General features: G+C 62.4%; 7 protein-coding genes and 1 pseudogene. 2 read left to right on the plus strand and 6 right to left on the minus strand.

Annotated elements, in window-relative coordinates; genetic code table 11:
* Positions 1-121 precede the first annotated feature (121 nt).
* A complete protein-coding gene (locus NMB96_RS19545; RefSeq protein WP_183086603.1) occupies positions 122-1,102 on the minus strand; it encodes an IS5 family transposase in 981 nt (326 codons plus the stop codon).
* A 735-nt stretch (positions 1,103-1,837) separates the two neighbouring features.
* Between NMB96_RS19545 and NMB96_RS19550 the strand changes: the two are divergent.
* Both NMB96_RS19550 and NMB96_RS19555 read left to right on the plus strand, forming a co-directional pair.
* Positions 1,838-2,998 (plus strand): annotated as a pseudogene (locus tag NMB96_RS19550) (DUF4329 domain-containing protein); the annotation flags it as partial.
* On the plus strand, positions 2,995-3,318 hold the full coding sequence (locus tag NMB96_RS19555) for a hypothetical protein (protein ID WP_084217888.1): 324 nt from the start codon (positions 2,995-2,997) through the stop codon (positions 3,316-3,318). The pseudogene NMB96_RS19550 and the gene NMB96_RS19555, both read left to right, overlap by 4 nt.
* An 86-nt stretch (positions 3,319-3,404) precedes the next feature.
* Here the strand turns inward: NMB96_RS19555 and NMB96_RS19560 are convergent, their stop codons facing one another.
* The 5 genes from NMB96_RS19560 to NMB96_RS19580 all read right to left on the minus strand — a co-directional run bounded on the left by NMB96_RS19560 (position 3,405) and on the right by NMB96_RS19580 (position 17,914).
* On the minus strand, positions 3,405-5,780 hold the full coding sequence (locus tag NMB96_RS19560) for a glycoside hydrolase family 127 protein (RefSeq protein ID WP_255085446.1): 2,376 nt from the start codon (positions 5,778-5,780) through the stop codon (positions 3,405-3,407).
* Positions 5,781-5,943: 163 nt separating this feature from the next.
* On the minus strand, positions 5,944-8,841 hold the full coding sequence (locus tag NMB96_RS19565; protein WP_023904342.1) for a TonB-dependent receptor plug domain-containing protein: 2,898 nt from the start codon (positions 8,839-8,841) through the stop codon (positions 5,944-5,946).
* 561 nt (positions 8,842-9,402) lie between these two features.
* Complete coding sequence (locus NMB96_RS19570; protein WP_043889278.1) at positions 9,403-11,760, minus strand: S9 family peptidase; 2,358 nt, start codon at positions 11,758-11,760, stop codon at positions 9,403-9,405.
* A 191-nt stretch (positions 11,761-11,951) separates the two neighbouring features.
* Entirely contained in the window at positions 11,952-13,556 is a 1,605-nt protein-coding gene (locus NMB96_RS19575) for a family 43 glycosylhydrolase (RefSeq protein WP_255085447.1), read from the minus strand.
* Positions 13,553-17,914: an Ig-like domain-containing protein gene (locus NMB96_RS19580; protein ID WP_255085448.1), complete on the minus strand. Its 4,362-nt coding sequence runs from the start codon at positions 17,912-17,914 to the stop codon at positions 13,553-13,555. Before NMB96_RS19580 ends, NMB96_RS19575 begins: the two co-directional genes overlap by 4 nt.
* Positions 17,915-17,961 lie beyond the last annotated feature (47 nt).

The raw sequence follows: 17,961 nt of genomic DNA on the forward strand, positions 1-17,961 counted from the left end.
CCCTAAGGAAGGTCTGAACAATGAGGCCTGAGAGTGCGGGATGTCGCATCGTTCCGGAGAGTCGCGTTTGGATCTTCGGATTTTTCGCAATTTCTGGAGCTTTCCTTGGGAATTCCCCGGGTTACAGGCGCACGCTCCCCATCGTCGGCAGTAACTGCTTTCGCTTCATCCACAGGTTCGATAGCGCAAACAAGGTCAGCACCTGCGCGGTGTTCTTGGCCAGGCCGCGATAGCGGACCTTGGTGTAGCCGAACTGGCGCTTGATCACCCGGAATGGATGCTCCACCTTCGCGCGCACACTGGCCTTGAAGTGTTCCCAACGTCTTTCCCGAGCACGCTCGCGCTTGTTGCCGAGGGCTTGCATCGTCGAGGGCCTGGCGGCGATGAAGAATGCAGCCTTGCAGGCCTGCAGTTCTTCGCGTTTGTCCGCACCGGTGTAGCCGCTATCGCCGAACACGCTGTCTTCTTTGCCATGCAGCAACGTGTGCATCACCGTGACATCGGCGACGTTGGCGGCTGTGCAATGGACGTGGTGCACCAACCCGGAAAATTCATCCACGCCGATGTGCGCCTTCATCCCGAAATACCACTGATTGCCCTTCTTGGTCTGATGCATCTCAGGGTCGCGCGCGTTGTCGGCATTCTTGGTCGAACTGGGCGCCGCGATCAGCGTCGCATCGACGATCGTGCCCGACCGCAGGCTCTGGCCCTTACGCGCCAGATGCGCGTTGACCGCTTCCAGCATCCGCGCGGCAAGGCCATGGGTCTCCAGCAGGCGGCGAAAGTTGAGAATCGTGGTCTCGTCCGGAACGTTGTCCAAGCCACCGAGCTGGGCAAAGCGCCGCAAGGTCGGAATCTCGTGCAGCGCTTCTTCCATCGCCGGATCGCTCAGCGCATACCACTGCTGCAGCAGATGAATCCGCAACATCGTCGCCAGTGCGTACGGCTGCCGACCTGGCCGCCCCGACACGGGATAGTGCGGCGCGATCAGCCCGAGCAGTTGCTGCCACGGAACCACCTGCTCCATCTCGGCCAGAAAGATCTCCCGCCGGGTCTGCTTGCGCTTGCCCAGGCCCTCAGCGTCACCGAACGTCAGTTGCATGGATCACTCCTCAACATGAGGCGGGTAGTGTCGCGTATCTGTGGTGCGTTGTTCAGAGGTTCCCTAAGGAATGTGCCCGCGGCCTACTAAGTCAAAATGCGGTGAAAATAAAGTGCAAAGATGAATGAGATTCCAAGAAACGAAGCTGAACTTTAAGAAATCCTGCGAACTGCGGAAATATTCAAGGATGCTGCTGATTTTCAGTCCGCGCTTAAGACCTGCCAACAACTTTTGGATGAGCCATCAACCTGCTTAGCAGGACTGCGCGCCCGAGCTGACATATATGCCGACATGCGCGAGAGAAATCTGGAACTTGCCGACCTGGAATCTCTTGCCAATCTTGGCTCAGAGGAACCGGGCGACCACTATGAGTTGGGCATTGGCTTATGGCGCTCAGGCCGTTTTTCTGAAGCAGCGACAGCTTTTTCGGAAGCAATAACTCTTGGAAATAAATAGGATTTTGATTACTACACAAACTCATCTCGCATGCACTTAGTAGCAATTCTGCTTAAATTAAAGAGATACGATGAAGCATCAAGAGAGTGCTTATTAATACCTGATAATTACTTCTCCTACCTACCTAGCGGAATGATGACAAAAGAGCAGTTAATGAAAATTCTAACGTAGCCAATTAATTTAATTTAATTAATATACCGTCCGTCACCAGACATCCGCCTCACCTAACTAAGCAGGCAAAAGATGAGTTTGGACTTTGGCCGGATCGATACTATTCTGAAAATCGACCCAGGCTACAACGCCCTGGGCCGCCTGACCGCCTTTAATGACGGCAGCACCGACACGCTGATCGGCGGCTACAGCTACGACGCCACCGACAACACCACCGCCATCGGCGGCACCGCGCGCCAATGCACCTACGACACCACCGCCCGCATGACCCAGGCCCGCCGCGCCGGTGCGGTGACCATGAACTACCGCTACAACGGCCGTGGCGAGCAGGTGCGCCGCTTCCTTGGCACCACCAACACCTACACGCTCTACGATGAAGCCGGCCACTGGCTAGGCGACTACGACAGCAACGGCGCGCCCAAGCAGCAGGCGATCTGGCTGGACGATCTACCGGTCGGCCTGCTGGCTAACGCCAACACCCTGCACTACATCGAACCCGATCACCTGGGCAGCTCGCGAGTAGTGATCGACCCAACCCGCGATGTGGCCGTGTGGACATGGAGCTTGAAGGGCGAAGCCTTCGGCAACACCGCACCGAATCAGGATCCTGATGGAGATGGTGCAGCGCTGGTGTTGGATATGCGCTTCCCGGGGCAGCGGTTTGACGCGGCGAGCGGGTTGAATCAGAACTACTTCCGGGACTACGACACTGCTACCGGACGGTATGGACAGAGTGATCCGATTGGATTTAACGGAGGGATCGGCACTTACGTTTATAGCCTCTCAAGTCCATTCCGTTGGTCGGACAAATTTGGCCTGCTTCCAGGTGATTGTTACAGGACAGAAAATTTGGCAGCAGCTCAGGCGCTTAAGGACATCCTACCGGCATCGATAAGAGAAGATTTGGAATACGGTGGCTGGGTGTATCAAAAACCGAACGGGTACTATAGTTACACGGCGCCACGACGCGGTCTGACATCTTCAGTGAACCCTGGCCCGCGGCCAGATGGAGCAACTGGCGCGTACCACACACACGGAGATGTAACTCCGGGCTATTTGGGAGAAGCGTTCTCAAAGGCTGACACAAGAATACCCTATGGGGATGCGGCCTACTTAGGAACGCCCTCGGGCAAGTTATTGAGATTTTCCACTTCAGGCTCGCCTTACATTGATCTCCCTGAGGCAATTCCGAGCTCCGGCTGCGGATGCGACGGCAACAACAATAGGCTTTTGGAATTTCTCAGCAATGCTTTCGGATGGCAATTATGAAATTCAAATCCTTTATGCTATTTTTATCGCTATTCTTCGTTAGCACCTCTAGCGCGGAACCTAATAGTGCAGAAATCATTAAAGCAATTGAAGCAGCAAGCAAAGATTTTCAAACTCGAATAATAGCAATGTATCCTCCCAGCGGCGATTACTCTTTGCTGCGAGACCTCGACTCTTATTCGATGGGAATTTCCCAAACGCCCTCAAAAATAATAGTCGTCTTTTTAGTTAATAAGCGCTTAGGAATCATAGGCGGCGGCGGAGAATATACGCTAGACAAAAAGGACGCGAAAGTTCTAGGCTTTAAGGGGTATGAATAAATCCTTACTACTTTACTGCTTTTCGATGTCTCGTAAGGGCCCGTCATATGATTAAGATGTGTTCGCTACGACACTCGCGCCTGCGCTCACGCCGACTCCAACACCCAACACCCAAACGCAGGCCCGGCTGAGTAGCCGGTTTCAGGTTCGATGCAGATCTGCAGGGTGGCGCGTCCGGCTACGGCTGCCGGCAATGCGTAATCCACATCGACGAAGTCCAGGCCGCGGTTGCCGTCCAGGCGTTCGTTGGCGATGAGTTCGCCGTCGGCGAGGATGCGGAAGCGGCGGCGGGTTTCGTCGCCCCAGTAGCGTAGGCGAAGGATGCGGGCCTGCGCGGTGTTGCGCAGGGTGAAGGCGATGAAGCCGCCGGTGCGGGCGTCGCGGCCGGCGCGGCGGCGGTAGCTGAGCGCGTAGGAGCTTTCGCTCTGCAGGCCGTGGGCTTTTTCGGATGCTTCGTCACCCAGGGCGACACGGTCCAGTGCGCGCGTGTCGAGCGCGTGTTGTTTTGCTTCTGCTGCGGCCTGCTCGGCCTGTTGCTGCTGCCACGCGGCGGTGTCACGGTGTTCCAGATAGAGCGCACTACGGCGATCGAATTGGGCGTAGAACGGGGAGAACCGCCAGTGCTGGGCGCCGTCGCTGTAGTCGAACGCGGACTGGCCGGCCACCGGCTGCAAACGCTGCAAGACCTCATCGCCGCCGATCAATGCCGGGGTCTTGCCCGACCATGGCTTTGCCGCATCGCCCAGGTCCGCAGCCAAGACCAGCGGCCCCCGCAGCACCGAGACCCAGGCCGGGTCGTCCGCTGCGGCTTCCAGGCGCAGTGGCATTTCGAACGACAAGCCGAGCGTGTCGCCAGCGCGCCAGACGCGGGTGATACGGAGATAGCCCTCGCTGACGGCAGCATCGACAGGCTGGCCATTAAGCTGCAACACCGGCGACTGCGCCCAGCCGGGCACGCGCAGTGCGAGCGTGCGCTGCTCTGCCGGCGCCGCATCGACGCGGAGCGATGCACTGCCCTGCTCCGGCATCGCGCTGTGCAGGGTCATGTCCAGCCCGGCGGCATCACGCACGCTGGAGGGCACGTAGAGGTTGACGTAAACGCCCTGCCCGTCCTGCCAAAAGATGGAATCGCCGAACTGGGCGTGCGCTTCCATGCCGCTGCCGACGCAGCACCAGAAATCGTCGAACGGCGATGACCAGCCGCGCGCTTCGCCGGCCAGCATCGGTGTCATGTAGGTGAACATACCGGTGCGTGGATGCTGCTGTGCCATCACGTGGTTGAGCAGCGTGCGCTCGTAGTAATCGAAGAACTCCGCCTGCGGGCCCCACTGGTACAGATGGCGGGTGAGCTTGAGCATGTTGTAGCTGGCGCAGTGCTCGCAGGTCTGCTCGGTGAGAAACTTCGAAGTGCTGTCGGGCTGCTGGAAATATTCGCGGTCGCCATTGCCGCCGATCACGTAGGTGTGGTGATCGGTGACGGTGTGCCAGAAGAAGCGCGCCGCCGCGCCCGAGGCGGCATCGCCGGTCACTTCGTACTCGCGCGCCAGGCCGATCAGCTTGGGGATGTTGGTGTTGGAATGCTGATGCACCAGTTCATCGCGTTGGGCGATGAGCGGATCGAGCACGGCGTGGTGATGCAGGCGTTGCGCCAACGCCAGCCACTGCGCATCGCCGGTGCGCACATGCAGCTCGACGAAGGATTCGTTGAGGCCACCGAATTCACACGACAGCACCTTCTGCAACTGCGCATCGTCGAGTGCGGAAAACACCGCTTGCAGATAGCCAGCTAGGCCCACCGCGACCTGCAGCGCCTGCGCGTTATCGCAATGCGCATGCACGTCGAGCAGGCCGGCGAACAACTTGTGCCAGGTGTACAGCGGTGCCCAGCTGCCGTTGAGATAGAACGGCGCCGGGTCGATCTTGCCTTTCTTCAGTTCATCGAACACGGCGCGGCCGCTTTCGATCTTGCCTGCAGCGTTCTTGCGCGTGAATCCGGCCACGTAGCCATCGCCTGCATGCGCCTGGCAGCGTGCGAGCTCTGCGACCAGATAATGCGCACGCGTGCGACATTGCGCATCGCCGGTCTGCGCATGCATCAAGGCCAATGCGCTGAGATAGTGCCCCAGCGTATGCCCGGCGATGGTGTCCGCTTCCCAACCGCCATACGCCGGCGCCTTGGGGTCGAGGCCGGCGTACAGCACGAAATTGTGCAGCAGCCGGTCCGGCTCCAGCCGCATCAGATAGCGTCGATTGGTCTGCAGCGCATCCAGAAACAGCGACGGCGTCAGCCTGACCTGCGCCAACGGTACCGCGCGGATACTGCCCGGTTGTGCGGCGTTGGCCTGCGCGGGAAATCGCAGAAAACCCGCAGCAACCGCCAGACTGCTCCAGGCCAGAAAGCGCCGCCGCGACAAGCTCAGCGCGTGGTCGGTGGTGTGCTCGGTAACGAAGACATCGGTCATAGGATCAGCTTAGCTCCTGTCGGTGCGCGCAGACTGCGCGCGCCGTTACAACCCACACTGGCAGAAGCCGCCAGAGAAGCGATTGCGTGGCACCGCCTGCGCGCGCCCGACCGGATCGGATGGCGCGCGCCAGTGCACTGAAACGGCGACGACAAGGCGGCGATCAAAACTTCACCGTCGCACGTGCCCAATAGAACCGACCAAGCAGATCGTAGGTCGCCACATCGGTGTTGGCGTTACCCACGTTGTTGGAGTAATACAACGGTGGTTGCTTGTTGGCGATATTGTCCACGCCCACTTCAAAGCGCGTATGCCAGGGCTCCACGTTATAACCGAGCTGCAGGTTGTTGTAGACGTAGGCGCCGATCTTGCGCACCACCGTCGGCTCGCTGGAATCGGCCGACAGGCTCTGGTCCGGATCCGAATTACCGATGGCGGTATTGCCGACATAACGGATGCGCCAGGTGGCGCTCCAATCGTCCAACGCCCAATTCACGGTCCCCAACGCACGCCAGCGCGGGAAATTGCCGTAGGCCTGGGTGTAGCGGCCGACGTTGTGGATGGTGACCGAGCTGGGATCGGTGGTATCGGGCAGCACGTCGTAGCGGGTGAGATAGGTGCCATTGAGACCTGCAGTGAAATTGCCCCACGGAGTGGATGGCAGGCGATAAGTCAGATTGAAATCGATGCCCTTGGCCCACAGCTTGCCCAGGTTGACGGTGGGCTCGGCGATGTAATTGATGGTGCCGTTGCCGTTGCGATGGATCAGCGCGCAGAAGGAACTTGCCGAGTTGGCGAAACATTGATTGAGTACGGTCTGCGCCGACACCGTGGTGATGGTGTCTTCCAGATCGATGCGCCACCAGTCCGCGCTCAGCGACAGGCCATCGATCCACTGCGGGTCGTAGACCAGCCCCACATCGTAGGACTTGCCGGTTTCCGGCTTGAGTTGATAACCGGCCACCACCGCGCCGGACACCTTGCCCGACACCTGACCATCGGATTGCTGATAGCTGCCGTTGGTCGGCACATTTGCGCAGGCCACGCTGTTGCCGCCGGTGTAACCGTTGCACGGGTCGTTGACGGTGGCCGCATCGCCGGCCACGCCGGCATACAACTCGTTGATGTTGGGCGCGCGGAACACCTGCGAAACAGTGCCGCGCAGCAACAGATTTTCGATCGGCCGGTATTCCAGCGACACCTTGCTGTTGGTCTTGCTACCGACCGAGCTGAAGTCGGAAAAACGCGTGCCGAGCGTGACGTTCAACGCGTTGATGCCGGGCAAGTCCTTGAGCAACGGGAACAAGGCTTCGGCATAGGCTTCCTTGACGTCGAAACTGCCGCTCAAGGTGGATGCGCAGAACTCGATCACACCGCACAGGCCGTCTTCATCGCCAGTCCATAGCGCATCGGAGGCAGTGGTCGAGCGCTCCTTGCGATAGGAGATGCCGCTTGCCAGGCTCACGGTGCCGGCCGGCAAATCGAACAACGAACCGTTGGCATTGGCCTCGAACTGCTTGACGGTGTAGACGCTGGTCACGATCGGGTTGACCACCATGCCCTGCAACGTGGCAAGGTTGCTGCTGTCGTTGAGGTTGAAGAAATTCAGCGGAGTACAGCCGGCAACCGCCGCGCCCGCACTGCCGCACTTGACCACACCATCGCTGTCCAGGAATGACGGGCCGATGGCCTGATTGAACGTTGCGTAGTCGAGAAAGCCGTTGTTGATCGATTTCTGTTTGACCTTGCCGTAGTTGAAGTTGGCGTCCCACTGCCAGGAGCTGTCGCCGAAGTGACCGCGCAAGCCCGGGCTGATCTGGAAGTTGTAGGTGTTGTATTGATAGCTGCGATTACCCAGCACGGTGGCGCGCGTGTTGAGGTCGTTGTAAGAGGTGCCCGTGCTGCGATCGGTGCCGAAGTTCACCCCGAACGGGTTGTAGTAACTCTGCGACGACACCAGGATGTTGTCGCCGTTGGAGAAGATCGGAATCGGCGCAATGATCGAGGCGGACTCGGTTTTACTGAACCAGGTGTTGACGTAGCCTTCGACATTATCGCTAAAGCGATAAGTGCCTAGCAAAAAGGCATTGGTGCGCTTTTGCGGGGTCTGCAGCAGGTTGAACGGCTGGTAGTTGTAGGAGTCGGCGCTGGCGTTGTAGCAATGGAAATCGCCCGGACCGGCGCGGCCGCTGACGCCGCTGTTGAGGGTGACGCGTCCGCAGCCGTTGGCCTGCGCGAGTTGATTCGATTGTTCCGAGCCATCGTTGAAATTGATCGTGCCGGTCGGCGTGGCGGACGAGCCCTGCTTCACCGGTTGCCCGTTGGTCAATGCCAGCGCGTCCTTGGAATAGTCGCGCGCCGCCGCCGAGACCGGGTCGATGTTGTGGTACGACAGGCCGCCGATCAGGCTGCCGCGCTCCCAGGTCTTGCCGGTGGTCAAGGCGAAGTTGCGTCGGTTGCCATCGCCCTCGCTGCTGGTGCCGAAGTCGCTGCTGAACTGCACGCCGTCGAACTGGCTGCGCAGGATGAAATTGACCACACCGCCGATGGCATCGGAGCCATACACCGCAGAGGCGCCATTGCTGAGCACTTCGATGCGCTCGATCATGCTGGCCGGAATCGCGTTGACGTCGTTGTAGGCGAGCCGGATACCGTTGACCAGCACCAGCGTGCGCTTATCGCCCAGGCCGCGCAGCGAAATCGCCGAGGCGCCGGTACCGCCGCCGTTGTTGGTGTACGGGTTGGTGGCGTTGCCGGCAATGGATGGCAGCTCCTGCAGCAGATCGCCGACGGTGGCCTTGCCGGTGGCGGCAATCTGTTCCTGGCTGACGGTGATCACCGGGTTGGCGGTTTCGGTATCCACGCGGCGCAGGCGCGAGCCGGTGACGACGACGCTATCGAGCGTTTGCGGCGCATCGCTCGTGCTGCCTGCCTGCTGCGCAGCCACTGGAGCTGCCGAAGTTGCGGAAAGCGCCAGTACCAGCGCGCTGGCAAGCATGCTCGGCACGGGCCGCACACTGGCAACGGTGGTCCGTGAGAAAGGCAACAGCAACATCGGCATGCGGGGCTCCTGATTCAAACGACAGACAAACGGCGGGCAACACACGCCCGTACCGGCGTGCACCAGCACGGGTGGAGACAAGTGGCAGCGGCGCGTCGCAACGACATCTTTGGCGACGGCCATACAGTGGACACGCAGACAACCTGCGATGCGCGCGACCAGCAGAGGCCACGCAACGACGCGCGTTGTCTAAAGGGATCATTCCGCACTGGAGTCGCCCATGCGCTCCAGTTTCATCAGCTGGTCACAATGTGCCTGTGCGCACGCGCCACGTCTTGTCGCATTTGGCGACCACGCATGCGGAAAACAGCATGGTTTGCATCTGAACGATCATCGGGTGGCGTTGTGTTTGGCAGTCCAGTCCACAGCTGGACGTGCCTTTGCGCGGCAGTTTTTGAGGCAGCTGCGTCGATGTATCGCTTGTCGCTACCTGTACTGATGTTTGGGCGCGCCGGCAAAAATGACGGCGAGCAATGCGCATTCTCCTGTGCGCATTGCTTACTCCGCCAGTGCACACAGTGCGCGATCAGGCAGCGTGCCGTGGCACGCAAGCCGCATCCATCACGGTGCCTGCGTGGTTGACGTTGCCGGGTTGCGATTCCATTGCGGCGTTGGCGATTGCTGCATCCAGCGCATGAAGAAATCCAGCAGACGGCGCTTGCCGTAATCGCCACCGGCACCGTGATCGCCGCCAGGCACCACCAGCAGATCGAAATCCTTGCTGGCCTTGATCAGGCGATCGGCCACCTGGAAGGTGCTGGCCGGGTCGACATTCATGTCCATGTCGCCGGTGACCAGCAGCAGGTGACCTTGCAGCCGCGCGGCATTTTCCACGTTCGACGACTCGGCGTACCACGGCCCCACCGGCCAGCCCATCCATTGTTCGTTCCACCAGATCTTGTCCATGCGGTTGTCGTGGCAACCGGAATTGGCCACGCCCGCCACATAGAATTCCGGATGAAACAGCAACGCGCCCAACGCGTTCTGCCCGCCTGCCGAGGTGCCGTACACACCGACACCGCCGGCGATGTCGTACCACGGATATTGCGTGGCGGCGGCCTTATGCCAGGCGATACGATCCGGCAAGCCGGCATCCTTGAGATTGCGCCAGGCCACATCGTGGAAGGCGCGCGCGCGATTATTGGTGCCCATGCCATCGATCTGCGCCACCGCAAAGCCCAGCCCGGTCAGCGCCGGCACGCGCGTGGTGAAACTCTTCGGCACGAACGAGCCCTGCGGGCCGGCGTAAATGTATTCGATCACGCGGTAGCGCTGCTGCGGATTCGGTTGCTGCGGGCGCTGGATCACGCCCCAGATCTCGGTCTTACCATCGCGCCCGGTGGTGTGGAACGGCAACGGCGGCTGCCAGCCAGCGGCCTGCAGACGACTCAGATCGGTACGCTCCACCGTGCGCGCCAGGCTGCCATCGACGCTGCGCCGCAACTCCAGCACCGGCCCAAGATCCACGCGCGAGTAAAGGTCGAGCAACCACTTTCCATCCGGCGAGTAACTGACCTGATGGTCGGCGGCGGTTGGCGTCAATGCAGTGAGTCCGTTGCCATCCAGGCCGATGCGATAGGCGTGGCGGTAGTACGGGTCTTCGCCGGGCTGCATGCCGGAGGCGGTGAAATACAGCTGCCCTGCGGCCTCGTCGAGGTAATCGAGCTTGCGTACCACCCAATCGCCGCGGGTGACCTGGCGAATCACCTCGCCGCTGCGGCCATCGTACAGATACACATGCTCCCAGCCATCGCGTTCGGACGCCCACAGGATCTGCCTGCCATCGGCCAGATCCCGCCGCGCGTGCTTGCCGCCGTTCTCATGGTCGCCACTGAGTTCGGAGTATTCGATAAAGGTGGGCGAGGTTTCTTCGATCACGGTGCGCGCGGCGGCCGTGCGTGCGTCCACTTCGATGACCCGATACAGCTGATGGCCGCGCGCGTTGTATTCGAAGGTGAAGCCGCGGCTGTCCTTCCACCAGACCATCTCGCTCAAGCTGAAGGCATTGGGCAGCAAGGTCATCGCCACCGGATGCGCCGCACGCGTGGCGATGTCGAACAACACCGGCTGCATCACCGGCAACACATCGCCGGGCTTGGGATAGACCTGTTGGTGCAACTTGGGTTGCACCTGATCGGCTGGTGCGGATTCGATGTAATAGACCATGCGCGGCGGTGGCGCCTTGACCCGATACGCGGCCAGATGCTGCGAATCCGGCGACCACTGGATGCTGTCGAGCGCGTAGTAATCATCGGCACGACCATCAAGACTGAGCACGCTGCGCTCGCCACCGGCCACCGGCGCGATGACCAGATTGGCTTGCTCCACCCAGGCGCGCCAGCGGCCATCCGGCGACACCTTGGCCTCGCGTTCGCCCTGCTTGAACGGCAGACGCATGTCCATCGTCTCGGCCGGCACATCGTGCTCGGGCACATGTTCGCAGCGGTAGCGCGCCAGATCGCACTGCCAGCCCAGCTTCGCCAGCTGAAAGCCCAGGCGTTGCTGTTGCAGCGTGGGTTCCTCCAGATGCAGTTGCGTTGCATCGATGTCCTGCGCACCGGCCTGGGTCAACGCCGCCGCCAACCTCGCATGATCGAAGGCCGGCGTATTGCGGCCACTGGCGGCATCCACCAGGCGGTACTCGATGGCCGGCGCCTGGTTGGTGCGTGCAACACCGCGCCGATACAGGAAGCGTCCCGCATCGATCCACACTGGCGCCGTCGGTTGCTGGTCGACCAGGGACGCGTAGTGATCGGACAAGCCGATGGCCTGCGCGTACTGCGCCGGTGTGGGCGTGGGCGTGGCTGCGACCGATGCAGCCACTGCGCTTGCCGATAGCGCGCAGAGCGCGATGCTCAGGCACCACGCTGCGATGGTGTGCCACCGGGAGGTCTGTGTGTGGTGCAGCGTTGGCTTCATGCGTTTATCCGGGAATGGAGCGTGGTCACGATCAACATCTGTCATGCAAGTAGAGATGGGACAGCGTGGTTGATGCAATGCGGTGATTGCCCGAGTCGGGCACACCCTGATTGGGCTGCCTGCACGCCGACGATTGCGTAGCGTCGCCAGCATCCAGCCGCAGCGTGGGAGCCAGCGCTTTTTCAGCCGCGTTATGGCGCATCGCAGTGTGTACTGTCGGCAGCGCTCGCTGCAGGCAGACGCTGCGGCTGCGGCGCCAACACTTCCCATTCCTGCACCGCCAGCGCGGCGTGGCGGGTTCCGGCACCGGAGGCCTCCAGCACCACGCGTACGCAGCGCGTGGTCACTGGCGCAAACGACACCGCTTCGTAGCGATCGGTGCGCGTGCCGTAGCTGTCGCTCGGCTGCACCGGATGCCATTGCCCGCCCTTGCGAAATTCCAGATGCCAACGCGCCGGAGGCGCCACGCCGATCTGCGCGCCGGCCGGCTGATCGGCCCAGAACACGATGCGGGTGCGGTCCAGGGTCACCGGCTGTGACCAGCTGTATTGAATCCACTGCTGCGGCGGATTGTTCGGCGTCCAGCTTCCCCATAGTTGCGGCGGCAGCGGATTGGCCTTGACGATGCCGTCGTTGAGCGCGGCCATCCAGTACTGCGGCGGAATGTCCGGGCCGTTGGACGCGGTGGCGTAGGCGGCAGGCGCCTGATTGCGCTGCGGCGGTGTTGGCGGCTGCGGGCGCCGGGTCGGTGTGACGGTGCGAATGCGCGCCGGTTGCGTGCTGTCGTCCCACTCCAGGCGATCGATCGCCACGCTGCGGCGAAAATGCCCGCCACCGCGCGCATCGGCGGTGTGATAGACCAGATACCACTGCTTGTTGAAGGCCACTATGCCGGGATGCGAGGTGGTCGAAGACACCGGCGGCAACACGATGCCGCGATAGGTCCACGGCCCCAGCGCAGTCGGCGCGCTCGCATAGGCGATGCACGCGTGATACAGCGTGGGCGTGCAGGCGGAATCGCGGCCGGCATTGTTGGCCGCATACGCCAGGTAATAGCTGCCGTTGCGCTTGAACAGCCAGGGCGCTTCGAAATAGCCGGCCAGCGTCTCCACCCGCACCGGCGTGCCCTTGAAGCTGACCATGTCGCGCTGCAGCTCCACGCCATACAACGCGCCGAAGGTGCCCCAGTACAGATACACCCGCCCATCGTCGTCCACCAGCACGGTTGGGTCGATGTTCTGGATGTCGTTGGTGCCTGGCACCGACTGCGACACCACCGGCCCTTGCGGATGCGCATCGGTCCAGGGGCCGAGCGGGCTGTCGGCCACCGCCACGCCGATGGCGAACGGATCAGGGTTCGGCGAATTGCGCTGCTGCACCGGCGCATACAGGTAATAGCGCCCATCCGGCCCCTGCACGATCTGCGCGGCGTAGGCGTAGCGTTTGTCTGCCCAGGCGAACACCTGCTGCGGGTGCAGGAGATCGCGGTAATGCATCCACTGCCCGCTGCCCGGGTCGCTGCTGACGAACATTTGCCAAGCCGGCATGACGAATGCGTTCTGGTCGGGCGCGGCGGTATCGCGCCCGGCCAGGATGTACAACTTGCCGTTGGCGACCAGCGGCGCCGGGTCGGCCGAATAGGTGCTGCCATCGGCCAGGATCGGGTTGCCGGGTGCATGCAGGCGCTTGCCTGGCGTTGGCGTTGGCGTTGGCGTTGGCGTTGCGGCGCATGCCGGAACACTGGCCAGCGACACTGCACATGCCAGTCCGAACACGCGCGTGAGGATGCGCGTCATGGAGTGGCGGTCTTGATCTGCACCGTCAGCGGGACCGACACCTGCCCGGTGGGCGCTCGCCCCTGGGCCGTACCGGTCAATGCGATCTCGCCGGGGTGCGCGTAGCGCGCAGGTGCCAGCGCCGGCCATTGCACCGGTAGCCGTTCGCGCGAACCGTCGTTGTACTGCACGCTGACAAACCCCGGCAGCGTCGGCGCATGCCCAGCCATCGCGCTCACCACTGGCAACGCCTGCACGGTGGTGATCTGCCCCGGCGGCGTGGCGCGCAACCAGACGCTGGCCTTGATCGGAATCGCGCCTTCCACCAAACCTTGCAGCTCCACTGCGCCCTCCCCGCTCAAACGATCCGCAGGCAACTGCGCCCACTGCACCGCAACCGGCAACACGCTGCCGTCGGCGAAGAACGCGGTGATTTCCTGTGGCAGCGAGGGCAGCTGCCCGGGCGCAGTGCGCAGGTCGATCGTCTCGAGCTGGCTGGGCAGTTCGGAAAACACCTGCCATTCGTCCACGCCGACTGCCGCATGCCCGGTCGCAGTGGCTTGCGTCGTCAACACTGCGCGCAGGCCTGCTGTCACGATGGGCGCAAAAGTCGCCGTGCTCGCTGCGCCGCCGCCGGCAATCGGGTAACCGCCCTTGGCCACGATGTCCTGCCAGCGCCCGTCGCGCAGGAACTGCAGCTTCCAGCTGGAGGGCGGTGCCACGCCGCCGTCGGGCTGATCGTCCCACAACGACAGCGTGCTGGACGAGACACGCACCGGCCGTGGCCACTGGTACTGCAACCAGACCGATGCAGGTTGCGCGCGGCCATAACTGCCCCAGCGACGCGCATTGCCAGGCACACTTTCGGCAACGGGAATGAAGCCGTCGTTGAGCGCCTCCACGCGGTGATGCGCGCTGGTGACCTCAGCGCTGGCAGTGGCCATGCCCTGTAACGGCACCTGCTGCAGTGCCGGCGATTCGGGCGCATCCACTTGCACATCGGCATGGCCGGCAAGCGTGCCATCGTTGGCGAGCAGCCGCAGCGTATAGCGCCCGGCGCGGGTGAAGCGCACCACCGTGCGCAGTGCGGAGGTATCTGCAAACAGCGCTTCACCGCCGTCGGGCGCGTGCTGTGTCTGCCAGTGCACCTGCAGCGCACCGTTGGGCAAGCCGTCGTCGCCCACGCGGCCATCCACCACCACGGTGCCATCGGAACCGGGATCGTCCAGCTGCCACGCCAGTACCTGCGGCGGCGCATTATCGGCGAGTGCAGGTGCGGGCATACCGCTGTCGAAGACCTGAATTTCCTTGATGCCAGTGCGCGCACTGCCGGCGTGGGTCACCACTACACGCAGCGCACGGGCACGGATCGGCGGAAAGCGCACGCGGTTGCGATTGCCCTGCGCAATCGCTGTATCACGCACCTGTCCGGGAACGCGCTTCCAGTTGCCGGCGCCGTCCTGGTATTGCACGGCATAGATCCACGGCGCGGCGTAGCCAGGAATGGTGCCAGACGCAAAGCCGTGTTGCTCGCCAGCGGGCGAAGAACTGCGATAGAAATACAGCACCAGCTGATCTACTTGCCGTGCTTGGCCCAAGTCCAGCGCAATCCAGTCGCTAGCCAACGGCGAGCCGACCGTGCCCCAGAACGGCGTGCTGGCGGTGCTGCCATCCACCGCTGCAGCTGCCGCAAATCCGGGCGCGGCGAAGCTGGCTGTGACAGCGGCGCCTTCGGCCAGATTGCGGCTGGCAGTGGTGGGCAATGTCACATCCACACCGGCCTTGGCCAGGATCTGCGCGGTGCGCGAGGTGCTCGCAAAGCACACCTGCGACATTGCAGCCAGTTGCAGGGGATGTGCGTCGAGCACCTGCGCCACGCCATTGCGATTGACCGCATCCGGGGCTGCACTCACCTTGCCGCTCGCCGGGTCGTAGATCACGTGTGCCAGCCGGTCGACGCGAAACGCCAGCCGTCCATCCAGATACACGCTATATCCCTTGCCCACCTTGCCGCCGTAATGGGTGCCGGTGCGGTCCCAGACGATGCTCAGGTTGCGATCGCGATAGCGCAGATGTTCGGCGGCAAAATACGCCCAGCCGATATCGATCGGATACAGCTCGATCCTCTCGTCGCTGCGCGGACGCAAGCCCATCGCATCCTCGATCATGCTGAAGTTGGTCGCACCCAACTGGGTGTGGTGGATCCATGAGCGGTAGCCGATCTTGCCGCCGTTGCCTGCACTGCCCTTGGCCCAGAATTCGTTCTGGTCCGGGTAGCGGTTGTCGCCGTCGATGTAGGGCGCCCACGCGTTCCAGTACAGCAATGTGCGGTAACTCTGCGCGCTCAGAAACGGGCTGGGGTAATCGCGCAGCGCCTCGCCTAACAGACGGAACGCGACAGTGGCGTTGATGGTGGAAAAGTTGTTGCTGCCCGCATCGGCGCCGCTGCTGCGCGCCTGCAGATCGACCTGGTTGGCGGTATAGAACGGAAACAGCGGGTACTGCACCGCATCGGCGAACAGGCGCAGTGCGCGCACATATTTGGGGTCATAGTCGGGCTCGCCCTGCTTGGGCATCAAGCCCACGCTGAAGGGGTAATAGTTATTGGTCTCCTTCCAGTCCACCGGTAAGCGCGGCCCGCTGGCCTGGCGGTGCTTGAGCAGATCGCCGTGCAAACCCACCGAATCGGCGGAGTCGCTATGGTCCTGCCACAGCACCTCGACCACCGCCTTGCGGATGCGGTGCGCGGTGGCCTGCATGCGCTGCGCCGTCGCGGTGTCGCCGGCCAGCAACGCAGCCTGCGCGGCGGCCTGCGCGTTGGCATAGACATAGGCGCTTTCGGTGCGATCCATGCGGATCTGCCCGTGCTGCTTGGCCCAATCGAACGACACCGCATCGGCGTCGTTGCCGGTCATCGCGGCCCAGTCGTACTCGATCAATCCGTTGTGATTGAGATCGTAAGCGGCCAGGACGCCATCCACATCGCCGCTGCCATAACGCGCCAATTTTTGCGCGAGTGCGGCCGGCCCGCCATGCAACTGCATCGATCGCCATGCGGCGGCGGTGATGTATTGCGCGTAGGAGTTGGACCAGTGTTCCGGCGAGCCGGGATTGTCGGTGTACTTGCCGCCGCCGGCGGTCTCGCCTGCACTGAGCCAACTGCCGTAGGCATACAGCGGATCGCGCAGATACTTCAGGTCATCCAGAAACATGCCGGTGGTCAGCACGATCGCGTTGTTGTAACCAAGCACGCCTTCGATGGCGACCGGAAACTGGTAGTCGTTGCCCGGCACGTCGGCATCGAGAAAATTGAAGCGCAGCACCCACCAGCGATAGAACAGGCTCTTGGTGATATTTTCGTCGGGCGTGTCCAGATACGGCAGGTTGTCCACCCACCAGCGGTTGTAGCTGGCGACATGTGCCTGGTAGGCCTGCTGCGGCGACTGCGCGGCGATGCGCAGGTACTCGGCGCGCGCTTCGGGCAGTTCGTGGGTGAGCAGGCCCAACTGCACTTTCACTGCAGCAGTCTCGCCGGTGGCGGGCACGGCCACCTCACGCACCAGGCGCTTGCCTTGCACCTGGAAGCCATCGCCAGACATGCGTGGAAACACCGTGGTGATTGCGTTGTAGGCAGCGAAGGCGCCGGTCAATTCATTGCCGTCTGCATGCTGCGCCATCGGCGAAAGCGCCTGCACCGATAGTGCATGCGCTGCGCCATCCAGGCTGGAAAAGGTGAGACTGGCCACTGCGACATTCTGTTCGGTGATGTATTTCACCAGCCGCATGCGCACGCCTACGCCGGCATCGTCGTACACGCTGCTGAAATAACTGGGCGTTTGCCGTCGCTGCGTGGCGTCCTCCTTCCACTGCACCGGCTGGGTACCCTGCATGGACTGGATCCGCAGCAGCGCGTCGTAGTCGGTGGCATGCCAGTACGCCACCTGGCCAACGAAGCCGGGTTGCGCAGGTTGGTGATCGGCCAGATAAGCGGCGCGGCCACGTGTCAACAACCACTGGTTGTTATCGCCTGCCCCACCGTCCTCCCCGTCGCGCGCCAGCATGCGGTCGATCCAGAAATCCTTGCCCGGCACCTGCCCGGCCCCGTGTGCGATATCGGCGGCATAGATCCTTGCCAGTTGTCCGCCAGGCGCGAAGGCCACACCACTGTTTGGCACCGGATGCGCGAGCCCGCGAAAACGTGGCTCGCCGATGGCGGCGTTGGTCGCCGCAATCGGCGTGTCCTGCGTTTCATTGGCGATTGCCGACGGCACGCTCAAGACCGCACACCCACAGAGCAGCGCGGCCGCACCGGAACGCTGGAGCAGGCGAGGCCAGCGCCGGTGCCGATCCAGGAACGACATCACGCGAGATCTGCGCATGCGCAGGCTCCTTGAAAAGTGCCAGCCCATGCGGTCAGCACCTGCAC

The sequence above is a fragment of the Xanthomonas hortorum genome (assembly GCF_024339125.1).
GTDB lineage: Bacteria > Pseudomonadota > Gammaproteobacteria > Xanthomonadales > Xanthomonadaceae > Xanthomonas > Xanthomonas hortorum.